The sequence below is a fragment of the Paenibacillus sp. AR247 genome (genome assembly GCF_002968895.1).
Lineage (GTDB): Bacteria > Bacillota > Bacilli > Paenibacillales > Paenibacillaceae > Paenibacillus_AQ > Paenibacillus_AQ favisporus.
This window is the reverse complement of sequence record NZ_PCZT01000009.1, coordinates 501504-512804: the sequence shown is the minus strand read 5'-3', so window position 1 is coordinate 512804 and position 11301 is coordinate 501504. Positions and strand designations below refer to the sequence as shown.

General features: G+C 48.9%; 9 protein-coding genes. 4 read left to right on the top strand and 5 right to left on the bottom strand.

Annotated features, from left to right (window positions below; genetic code table 11):
• The first annotated feature begins 243 nt into the window (after positions 1-243).
• The 3 genes from CPT76_RS10360 to xerS all read left to right on the top strand — a co-directional run bounded on the left by CPT76_RS10360 (position 244) and on the right by xerS (position 4004).
• The gene (locus tag CPT76_RS10360; RefSeq protein ID WP_105442858.1) at positions 244-2166 is read left to right on the top strand and encodes a glycoside hydrolase family 3 N-terminal domain-containing protein; all 1923 of its coding nucleotides are present in this window, start codon (positions 244-246) and stop codon (positions 2164-2166) included.
• Entirely contained in the window at positions 2159-2461 is a 303-nt protein-coding gene (locus CPT76_RS10355; RefSeq protein WP_105442857.1) for a hypothetical protein, read from the top strand. Before CPT76_RS10360 ends, CPT76_RS10355 begins: the two co-directional genes overlap by 8 nt.
• Before the next feature lie 472 nt (positions 2462-2933).
• Complete coding sequence (gene xerS, locus CPT76_RS10350; RefSeq protein ID WP_105442856.1) at positions 2934-4004, top strand: tyrosine recombinase XerS; 1071 nt, start codon at positions 2934-2936, stop codon at positions 4002-4004.
• A 1276-nt stretch (positions 4005-5280) separates the two neighbouring features.
• On the opposite strand, the gene CPT76_RS10345 is transcribed toward xerS, so the two are convergent.
• A complete protein-coding gene (locus CPT76_RS10345) occupies positions 5281-5649 on the bottom strand; it encodes a MerR family transcriptional regulator (protein WP_105442855.1) in 369 nt (122 codons plus the stop codon).
• Between the two features lie 99 nt (positions 5650-5748).
• Here CPT76_RS10345 and CPT76_RS10340 point away from each other — a divergent pair, with 99 nt between their 5' ends.
• Positions 5749-6489: an SDR family oxidoreductase gene (locus tag CPT76_RS10340; RefSeq protein WP_105442854.1), complete on the top strand. Its 741-nt coding sequence runs from the start codon at positions 5749-5751 to the stop codon at positions 6487-6489.
• Positions 6490-6869: 380 nt separating this feature from the next.
• Here the strand turns inward: CPT76_RS10340 and CPT76_RS10335 are convergent, their stop codons facing one another.
• From CPT76_RS10335 to CPT76_RS10320, 4 genes are all read right to left on the bottom strand, one after another.
• On the bottom strand, positions 6870-7370 hold the full coding sequence (locus CPT76_RS10335) for a VOC family protein (protein ID WP_105442853.1): 501 nt from the start codon (positions 7368-7370) through the stop codon (positions 6870-6872).
• A gap of 431 nt (positions 7371-7801) precedes the next feature.
• Positions 7802-8956 (bottom strand): helix-turn-helix domain-containing protein, encoded by a 1155-nt coding sequence (locus CPT76_RS10330; protein ID WP_146116205.1) that lies wholly within the window; start codon positions 8954-8956, stop codon positions 7802-7804.
• Positions 8883-9356 (bottom strand): response regulator, encoded by a 474-nt coding sequence (locus CPT76_RS10325; protein WP_105442851.1) that lies wholly within the window; start codon positions 9354-9356, stop codon positions 8883-8885. The genes CPT76_RS10330 and CPT76_RS10325 overlap by 74 nt, the downstream gene beginning before the upstream one ends.
• A 7-nt stretch (positions 9357-9363) precedes the next feature.
• Complete coding sequence (locus CPT76_RS10320) at positions 9364-11130, bottom strand: sensor histidine kinase (RefSeq protein ID WP_181152781.1); 1767 nt, start codon at positions 11128-11130, stop codon at positions 9364-9366.
• Positions 11131-11301: the final 171 nt, after the last annotated feature.

Below are 11301 nucleotides of genomic sequence, written 5' to 3'. Positions count from 1 at the left end.
AAACCATTCGTAATCAGGCCCCGGCATCTGTGCAGGCGGTCTTTTTTTTTTTGCGTAAAAGCAGCGGATATATAGAAGGGAAAGAGTAATTCCTTAGGAATCGTGTCTTGAGGGTAACGTTTTTTCCTGTAGAGGAGGCAATCCATTTTTCATGATGTGTCGGGTGTGAGAGCATGAACGCAACAAACGGTACATCAAGCGCGTCTAATCAACGTATATAGAACAGCAACAGGGGTGGAACAGATGAATGTGAAACTAATAACGATATTCGGTGCCGTACTCGGTTCTGTGCTCGTATGGGCAGGAAGCGCAGCTGCGGAAGAACGATTTAGCGATCTGCAGCACTCGAAGTGGGCGGAAGACGGCATCACCTATATGGCCGAACGGGGAACCGTCGCCGGATATGGCAATGGGAAATTTATGCCTGAAAGGCAAGTCACAAGAGCGCAGGCCGTTACTTTCATGGTGCGGGAGCTTTATCCGCAGGAGCTGCAGCGAGAAGCGGACGGCGGCATGACCTACACAGATGTGCCTAAGAACCATCCTTTTTATCTTGAAATTGCCATTGCCGCTAAACATGGGCTGGCCAGCGGGTTTCCTGACAGCACATTCCATCCGGATGCACCGATGAGCCGTGCCGAGACGGCAGCGTTTCTTACACGGGCCTATTCACTCGTAAAAGGCCAGAAACCTGTAACATTGACGGATACAGCAAAGCATTGGGCGGCAGCGCCTATTCTCATGATGAGCTCCAACGGATTGATCGGCGGATATTCAGATGGCACCTTTCGTCCGGACCGATCTGTGACGCGAGCGGAGTTTGCTGTGTTTATGTCGCGGGTCATTCGCTTCGAACGTCAAGGAGCCATTCAGGCACAGGATTGGGATAAGCTGATGTCCTACATGACGGTCAGCGAGCAGGTCGGCCAAATGCTCATGCCTGACATCAGGCAATGGAACGGGCAAGTGACGACTACGGTCAATGAAGGAGTCAAACGCAGCATCCATGATCAGGATTTGGGCGGACTTATTCTTTTCGACAAAAATATCGTAGATGCTCGGCAGGTCACCACTCTGACACATGATCTGCAGATGGAGGCAGGCGACATTCCGCTGTTCCTTGGCATCGACCAGGAAGGCGGGGTCGTTAAACGAATCCCCGGAGGTACGAATCTGCCGGGTCAAATGGCGCTGGGTGCAACCGGAGATACAACGCTCGCCGAAGCGGCCGGACGGCTGACCGGGGAGGAGCTAACGGCACTCGGGCTGCAGGTCAATTTTGCGCCGGTGCTCGACATTAACAGCAATCCGGATAATCCGATTATCGGAATGCGGTCGTTTAGCTCGGATCCGGATTTGGTGACACGACTGGGTCTCGCAGAGATCCAAGGACTGCGGCAATCGGGAGTGATCGCGGCGGTCAAGCATTTTCCCGGCCATGGCGATACGGTTGTAGACTCCCATTTGGGAATGCCGGTGCTTTCACATGATCGGGAGAGGCTCGAAGCGGTGGAGCTCAAACCGTTTCGGGCAGCCATCGATAACGGAGTTGAGATGATCATGACCGCACATATTGCGTTTCCAGCTGTAGATAACGATCACGTCACATCGCTCAAGGACGGAAGCAGCGTACCGATTCCTGCTACGTTATCCAAGAAGGTACTGACCGGACTGCTCCGAGGGGAGCTTGGATACAAAGGCGTCATCATTTCCGATGCCTTCACGATGAATGCAATCGCGGAGCATTTTGGCGAAAATCAAGCGGTGGTGCGTGCCGTTTCCGCAGGTGTGGATATCATTCTCATGCCGCAAGATCCGGCAGCCGCGCACCAAACGCTGGTGAACGCGGTGAAGAGCGGGGCGATACCGATCGAAACCATCCATTCGTCAGTGAAACGGATTTTGGAGCTGAAAGCGAAATACGGTTTGTTTGACCGCAGCAAAAGCCTTACGCAGCAATTGGCCGCGCTTGACGGTGTCATTGGTTCCGAGAAGCATCGCACAGTGGAGCGGGAAATCGCAGAGCGAGCGGTCACCTTGTTAGCCGGCCGTGACGGTGCGCAGCCGGATCAAATTCGTCAAGGCGATCGGGTTNCGATTGTCGCAGCCGACGAGGAGCAGGCGAAGCAGCTCGAGAGACAGCTGAAGCAAGCCGCAAATGAATGAGGCGCTTCAGGCGGTGGATCAAGCGGATTACGTTATCCTGGCTTCATATCAGTTCCGCAACGTGGCCAGTCAGTTTGGCTGGGCCGATGATCAAACGTTGATCGATGAGATGAACCAACGTAACAAGCGTTATACGCTGTTATCGCTGGGCAATCCGTATGAGACGATCTATATTCAGAACGTGCGTTCTGGTATCGCAGTTTACGGTAAGCAGGAGCCAAATACAGCCGCCGGGATCAAAGTGCTGCTAGGCCAACTGAAAGCCGGCGGGGTGCTGCCGGTGACAATTAAGTAATTATGATCAAGATGGTGGTTATTTGGCCTAACCGGGTCTAAGTGGTTGGGTCAATAAGAACAACTTAGCAATAATAGCCGCGCATAAGCGCGGTTTTATTGTGCTTTTTAAATAGACGGAAATAAATGATCAGGCTCATTATTATAAGTACGATTTAGATGAAATTACTGTCCATAAGCGGTGCAAATCTATAACTGGGTGATTGTTCGATGACGTAATATATAAATTAATAAGCTAAGCCAACTGACACTAACACTAATGCACAATGTAGATGATAATAAGTATCGCGGAGCTTTTTGGAGCTTGGGTATAGAGGATGTGATGGAATAAGCGCCGCATACTGAATAGTGACTAAGATGAATAGATGAATCTATAAGGCCAGGCCATCTTTATACTTTATAATTACGTAAAATAATAATTTGACGAATAAATACATATAAGTTATTCTGTACATAAGGAGGTTTAGCAATAAATGGATAAACACACGAAGCTGCATTACATGAAACGCGTTGATGATAAATGTGCGGAGCTTCCTTGGTACGTGACCGAATACATCGATAGCCGCAAACGCAAGCTGTCGCACACGACGCTGCTGAATTACTGCCACGATTACCTCATCTTTTTTGATTGGCTTGTGGCTGAGAAACTGGCTGCGGATGATCGCAAAGACATTAAATTGAATGTTCTGGAATCACTGACCGTACGCGAAATCGAAAATTTCTTGTCATTTCTGGAGTATCAGCTGGGCAACAACAAATACACGATCAACCGGAAATTGTCGGCGTTAAAGTCGTTGTTTGATTACCTGCAAAACAAGGCTGAAACGTCGGACCTCAAGCCGTATATTCAACGAAATGTGATGGCCAAGATCGACTTTAATTCCATTAAGGAAAGCCAAGAAACCGTCGCGAACCGCATTGAGGGCAAAATTTTACGTGAAGACGATTTTGAGAAGTTCCGGCAGTTTGTGGCACATGATTTCGGTGAACTGAACAAAAGCAACAAACGTATGGTCCGGTTCCACGAATTTAACCGTGAGCGGGATACAGCCATCGTATCGCTGATACTCGGGTCAGGACTGCGTTTATCCGAGGTAGCGGGAATCAATATTGAGGATTTGGATATGAACAAAGGCCAAGTGCGCGTGCTGCGTAAAGGCAACAAAGAACAATATGTATATTTTAGCCAGCAAGCCTTATTAGACCTGGAAAGCTACTTAAAAATCCGGGAAACGCGATATGTACCGGAAAAATCGGAAAATTACTTATTTATAGCAGCACCGATCGGACGCAAAGGAAAAAGCCGGCGGTTAACACCGAGATCGATTGAGAAACTGATCGAAAAATACGCTGCAGCGTTTGGTAAACCGGCACTGACGGTGCATTCCTTGAGACATTCCTTCGCAACCCGCTACCACCTGGAGAACAACGACGTACCGAGGCTGAAGAACCAGCTGGGGCATTCATCGATCCAGACGACGATGATCTATACGCATTTAACGGATGAAGAGATGAGAAAAGCCGTTAACAATATGGATAAGTGATTGAAGTAGTGTGAATATATAAAAATAGAAAAATTGGCCGTTCATCCGGCCGTTTCTTTGGTACTTTTTCACAAAACTCGTATTTTGTACATATGTTTAGCATCGAAGCTATACGGGACTATTTTTATTACTCTTGGCATCCTGATGTCGGAGGACAAGAACTTGTACCGTTAAAGGTAAAGGACAAGAATCCACGTTTTACCGGTTGGAATACGAATCGGATACGCTGCGGCAACCTGGGGCTGCCGGTCCCGAAGAATCGCTACGCTGCAGCGAGCGGGCGCGAATAAATGAGCCATATCAGCAGGATTTTCCGCTTGATCCCGGAAACCGGGCTATCGATTGAAACGCTACGGCCGCGCCTATTCTACCGTGTGAATTGCGCCGGGAAGCATCCGCACGGTTGCGGCAATCGTCGTACGGCCAGCCTCGTCGGTGCCGCGATCGCGATCCGCGCGGAAAGCGGCACCGTTATGGAGCAGAACACCGGAGGCCTCCGTCTCCTCGGCAAACTCCGCGCGCCATCATACCGCCTCGCCCGACTCGTTCGTCAGCGCCGTTCGCCGATTGCCGTCCGTCATGCAGGACCCCGATCAGCCCTCCCAGAATCGGCACGACCCTCAGCTGCGCCCACGGTAAGCTCTCATTCAGATTCGACATCGTCCGAATCGTCGAAGCACCGTCGGCGGCTATGCCCATCATGCCGGCAGGATAGGCGCCGAATTAGCTACGACAGCAGCAAGCAAAAATAAGAAATAAATCTACAGTTGTCTATTTTCAGACACACGTACAAAATTCGAATTTATCGAACATGTGTTCGTAATAAAATCAGCTGACGGGATCCTTTCCCGTAGGTGTCAATGATTAATATAATTTTTAAAAGCTTTGTTGTCTTAATTTCGTTTTCTATGGATGATGATATCTTCGGTTTCAATGTTAGATACTTATATTATCGGTAATCGGCATGTTCTTGTACATTACGGCAATCGGTACAAGTTCTTGTCCTAGGCTCGGGACAAGAACTTGTACCGAATAAAACAAAAAAGCCGCTAAAATAGCGACTTTCAATAGGACTATGTTCTTGTCCTTCGGCATCCATCAAGCGCCGTTGATCGCCCTAAGTAGACGGGTGAATCTACAATTACAATATCCTGCCCGTTAGTTTAAGAAAAAGGCAGCCGGCTTTTGGGGCGGCTGCCTTCAAATGTCTTCATTGAGCTATCGTTCCCCGTTAGCGTAATTAGCCGATCTCCTCATTCTAGATCCGCACATCTTCTTATTTTTCAGCATTCAGTAACGCCATCTTATGTGCTAGTATCCGTGCAAGATGAACTTTTACTTGGTCCAATTCAGACTGTCTCCTATCAATCTCCTTTATCTTTCGGTGAAGGAGATCAATCATCATAGGCAATGGCAATTCACTTGTCTCTTCAGCTTGAACCACTTCTTTAAGTTCCAATATTGTAAATCCTACGGACTGAGCTTTTATTATGAGCTGAAGGTGCTCGACTGTCTCCTCGCCATAGTAGCGATAGTTATTTTCTCCGCGTCGAACATGGCGTAAATCCAATAGCCCCACTTTTTCATAATAACGAATTGCGGAAGGTGTCAAACCTGTCTTCTGTGCTAACTCGTGAATTTTCATGCGATTCTCCTCAATTAGGGACTTGACATTCAACTTAACTTCATAGTTTAAACTTTAAGCGTAATGCAACATTATGTAAAGCGAAAGGAATGATTAAGGATGAGTCTGTCATCTTGTGAACGAGGTTTGAACGGTAAAAGGGTGGTTTGCCTTGGCGGAACCTCCGGCATTGGCTACGCAGTAGCGGAACGATCGGCACGCGAAGGTGCGTCTGTCGTTGTTGTATCCAGCCGCCAGGAGAATGTGGATCGTGCTATCACCCGACTCAAACACGACGCGGAAGGTTACGCGGTTGATCTTACGAACGAGGCGCAGGTTCGCCAATTGTTCAATGACATTGGTCAATTCGACCATCTGGTTTTTAGCGCAGGCGATCCTCTACCCCCAGCGACTCTCCTCTCGATGAATATCGATGCAGCGCGTCAATTATTCAACTTGAGATACTGGGGAGCGCTGATGGCTGCGAAATACGGTAGTGGTCACATCAAAGAAGGTGGCTCTATTACTTTGGTTTCAGGCACAATCGGAATGCGGCCGCGGAAAGGTGGGATAATCGGGGCAAGTCTTTCCGGTGGGACTGAGGCGCTGACTCGAGCACTGGCCGTAGAACTCGCTCCGCTGCGAGTCAACGCAGTTTGTTTAGGGTTTATGCGCACAGAAATGTGGAATGGGATTCCTGATGTACAGCGGAATGCGATGTTTGAATCTATTACGAACTCCGTCCCGGCGGGGCGCGTTGGAGAACCCGGGGATGCCGCCGAGGCGTTTCTCTATTTGATGCGCGAACAATACTCCACCGGACAAATCATTGTCTTGGACGGAGGATTGACACTGGTTTAGGAAGCCCAGCAATGATAAGCAAAGGAAGAACATTTTGTGGATCCTTTCCTTTATAAATCCTTGAAACTATCCTGCCCGTTAGCTTAATGAATTTTTGCATGGGTACCCTGTTGGGATACTTATCTAATCGGTAATCGGACTACGTTCTTGTCCATTACGGTAATCGGAACAAGTTCTTGTCCTCGACTCGGGACAAGAACTTGTTCCGATAAAACAAAAAAGCCGCTATAATAGCGACTCTCAGTGGGACTATGTTCTTGTCCCTCGACATGAGTCGCATTAGTGACTGAGTTTGTCTCATCGGCTATGTGGCAGACACAGAAATAAGGATGAAACGGTAGTCTTTCGTTCATCCTTATTTGTAATGCCTTTGTCGAACTTCAACGATTTCTCGCATCCGTCAAAAATGGATTAAAGCTCTTTTGTGCATATTCCATAGCATCGATATACTCTTGCTGTTTTGAGCGCTCTATCATTTTTTCAGGACTAACATCCTCTACTTTAGAGGTTATCCACCATACATTCCCAAATGGATCAACGACTCTTCCACCCCGTTCCCCCCATGCCTGGGTTATCACTTTCGTCATGGAAATAGCGCCTGCCTTTATAGCTTGAGCATAAATTTCATCACTGTTGTCCACGTACAGGCGAATTAAGCAAGGAAACGATGGCCATTCGGCAGGAGAATCAAACATTAGAATTTTTGAATCGCCGATGCCTACCTCTGCATGCCCAATGCTTCCGTCAGCATTGTATACCCTGCCAAGTTCCCGCGCATCAAAAGCAGCAGTCAAAAAGGCAATCAACTTCTCAGTGCTTTGGGTAGTGATCCAGGGGGTGATGGTACGGTTCTCATTGTGCAACGTTTGGTTCTCGTTCATTCGGTCTAACCCTCCATATCTTAAATTTGAACTGATTGTATCAGGGGTAATTTGACAACTGTATGTCATAGTTTAGGATGGCTGGGGAGTGATTTTACAGTAATCAGCTACATTACGTGCATCTGATAATCAAAAATATTTGGGGGAAATGAGAATGAGTCAGCAAGTAAGAACAATAACGGTTCCTAACCGATCGGGACAAGAACTTGTACCGATAAAACAAAAAAGCCGCTAAAATAGCGACTTTCAATGGGACTTTGTTCTTGTCCCCCGACAATCCAGTCCAGGCTTCGCTGCTTCGATATCAAACAAGGCTTTGCCCGCGTCATTTACCTGAAGCACGCGTTTAAAAGCCTGGTTCTCCGTTAAGATCGCATCCAGGATTGCCCGCCGCTCTGTTAGCGGCCGGCACACATATACATAAGGACCCTTTATGGCCGCTGCATCAATTCCTGGTATTCACCCGGACTCAGTCCGAACTCCTGTTTAAAGATCGAGCAAAAATAAGATATGTTGGACATCCCAATGCTGCCCGCGATTTCGGATACTTTGAGCTTGGTCGTGCGAAGCAGTTCCTCGGCCTTGCTCATCCGGGTATCCACCAAGAATTGGTGAACCGTTCTTCCCGTTATTTTCTTGAACATCGTGTTCAGATGATTCGGAGAGACGAACACTTCGTCCGCCAGAACCGTCAAGCTGAGCTCGCCCGATCCATACCGCTCGTCAATCAGGCGGATGACCTTGTCGATGATATATTTATCTTTGTTGTTCATCTTCTCGTCCAGGAGATGGATGATTTCGCTTACGTAATTCCGCACATAGTCGTGCATGTCCTGAAGGCGGTTCATCGCGAGAAACTGCTGGATACTCCCATTGTTCCCTCCCTGACCGTCTGCAAGCACCGAAAGCTCAATGATGAGCGAGTTCAGCAGCGCCGCGACATAGGCCCCGGTGGCATCCGTAATCAACTTGATCATGGTTTCAAGCTGCGTGTAGACTTCTTCCTTATGCAGCGCGAGCAGGTGAAGCCGGAGCTGCCGGGACATCTCTTGCCAGGCGGCGAGAAATTCCCCTGCCTGTTTGGAGAACCGAATTCTCGCCATCTCTTCCACCTCGGCGGTTATGACGCCGGCATGACCGTAAAACACCCCGTACTTGGCCGCGTTCAAAGCCTGCCGGTAAGACTTTTTCAGCATGGGGAGACTATTTGCCTTATGTCCCATCCCGATCACAGGCATATAGGGCCGCGCGTCGCTCCATTCCTTGAGCAGAATCTTCGCGGCTGTCTCCGACGAAACCGTGTCAGGTCCGGGGTCCGGCAGGATCACCGCCATTCCGCCAGAAAGCTCGTCGCAGCTTACGATGAAGCACGGGCTGCCGATTAGCCTTCGGACCGTTTCTTCGCGCAGGGCCGAATCCATCGGGGCAATCACCATTGCGTCGTAGAAATTAGCGCGAAGATCTTCCGCTCCGGCGAGAAGGTCATGCTCCTGCTGCTCCTGATCAATCCTTTCATGCAGCAGCTCCGAAAGCCGCTTCTCCGCCGCCATTCTCGCTCCGAATTGAAGCTTCTCCTGCAGCCTCACATGATCCTGCCTCCTGCTGCGGATAAGCTCGCATTCCTTCAGGACCCCTTGCCATCGCGTTCTTCATATCTACCTCTTCCACTGGCTTGAGCACGTAGTCGTCCACATGCAGGAAAATTGCTTCCCGGGTGTATTCAAATTCATTGTATCCCGTAAGCACGATGAAACGCACATCCGGGAGTTGCTCGCGAATGCGATTAGCCATCTCAAGCCCATTCATTCCCGGCATACGGATATCTGTAATGATGATGTCTGGCCGCAGGGTGAACGCCTTCTCGACGCCATCCAAGCCGTTGAAAGCAGTGCCGATTATCTCGATCCCCATAGACTTCCAGTCGAGAAAATCGACCAGGCCCTCCCGTTCCCACCTTTCATCTTCTACTATCAGCAAGGTAAACAAGGGTAACTCACTCCTTCGGCAGCGTAATGACAAAGACCGTACCGATTCCCGGGCGACTAAACAATTCAAGCTTGTAGTTGTTGACATAATAACTGTTTAATCGTTCGATAATATTTTTAACCGCAAAGCCGCTTCCGCTCGTCCGGCGTACCTGTCCCTTCAACACCGCTCCAACCTGGTCCGGTGTCATGCCGACCCCGTCGTCGATGATGCGAATGACGATGCTCTCCTGTTGCAAGCCTGCTTCGATAATGACCGTGCCGTGGCAGCATTTTGGCTCGATGCCGTGCGACAATGCGTTCTCCACTAGCGGCTGCAAAATATTTTTCGGGACCATATAAGGAAGAACACGATCGTCGATGCGGAACTCCGTATCAAACATATCCTCGAAGCGGAACTTCTGAATCTCCAGGTAAGCCTTGACCATCTCGATTTCATCCCGAACGAGTATAGCAGACTTGCCCTTGTTCAATACCAAACGGTAAAATTTGGCCAGCGAATTGGACAGATGTGTGATCTCGGACGAATGCACTTTGCGGGCCACCCAGGAAATCGTCGCTAAGGTATTGTAGAGAAAATGCGGATTGATCTGCGATTCGAGCACCCGCAGCTCCGCTTCTTTCTCCATAATGCTGCTTTTGTAGACCGTCTCGACCAGATCGTGAATGCGAGCTGTCATCAGATTAAAGCTTACCGCCATCTGGCTGAACTCGTCATTCGCTACGACGGGGACCGATACGTTCAGCGATCCTTCTCGTACTTGCTTCATCGCTTTTACGAGCACTTTCATCCGACGCAGAAGCGCATGGGTAATAAAGGTGACGAAGCCGCTGAGCAGGATAAGCGAGGATACGAGGATCACGATGATCCATTTCAGCGAAAGCCTCATACTCTCGATGAATGGACTGACGGGAAAAACGCCTGTAACGTAAAGTTCCGTCCCGCCGAGCGGGACGGAAATCACAATCGATCGTACTCCCTTTATGTCCATGATTTTGTTGATCTCGGTGCCTTGCGCAGGTATCGGCAGTCCGAGCGACTTGGCAGATTCGCCTGCCAGTTGAGGCACGTTATTAGATACGATCTCACCTCGGCGGTCAACGACGAAGATGCTCCCGAAATGTTCGCTTTGCGGATTCTTTAGTCCATCGAACAGAACTTCTCGATCGACCTCGATCTCTAGGACTCCAGCCAACGCCGTACTATTGGACGAATCGATTTTTCGGTCGTAAGTGAATACCTTCTTTTGGACGCTAGGATCGAAAGTGCCGATAAAGCTTTTCTCCGTATGAAGCCCCTGCCAATCTCCCACCACCGTTGAATGGATGTACGAAGCATACCAAGGGTCTGACTGCACACGCTTCAGATGCAAGAAACTATCGTTCATCTCCGGAATCTCGTTATTGGTCATGAAGATCCGCATTGCGTGTATATAGGTGTTCTGCTGCATCAGATTACCCAAAATCGGCGCGATGTTGTATCGGTAATCGATCAATTGGAAGGGATCGCCCGAGAAAGCAGTCCCGAGGAAATTTTGAATTTTCGGATCAAAGGCAATGATTTGAGACAGGTTCTGGACCATGTCCGTTTTTTGATTCATGCTGTTCCTCATTTGCAGCACGTTTTGCATCATGAGAATTTGCCCCTGTGCGATAGCTGCATGAGAGGACTGGTAATACAGAATATAGCCCATGAACGACATCGATACCGTCAGGATGGATATAAAAGTGAGTACGAATTTGGTAGTGACGCCCAAAGGTTTCAGTAGAGCCATGCAGACACACCTCATGCTTGTTCAGATGAGCCTAAATTATACATGATTAATCGTTTTTATCTTTAATCTAAAAGCTTCCCGCACCCAATCAATGGATCGGGTACGCGAAGCGACAACAGCCTTATTTCTTCCCATCGTAGTGTGACCTATTTGTACATCGTGAATACTGTA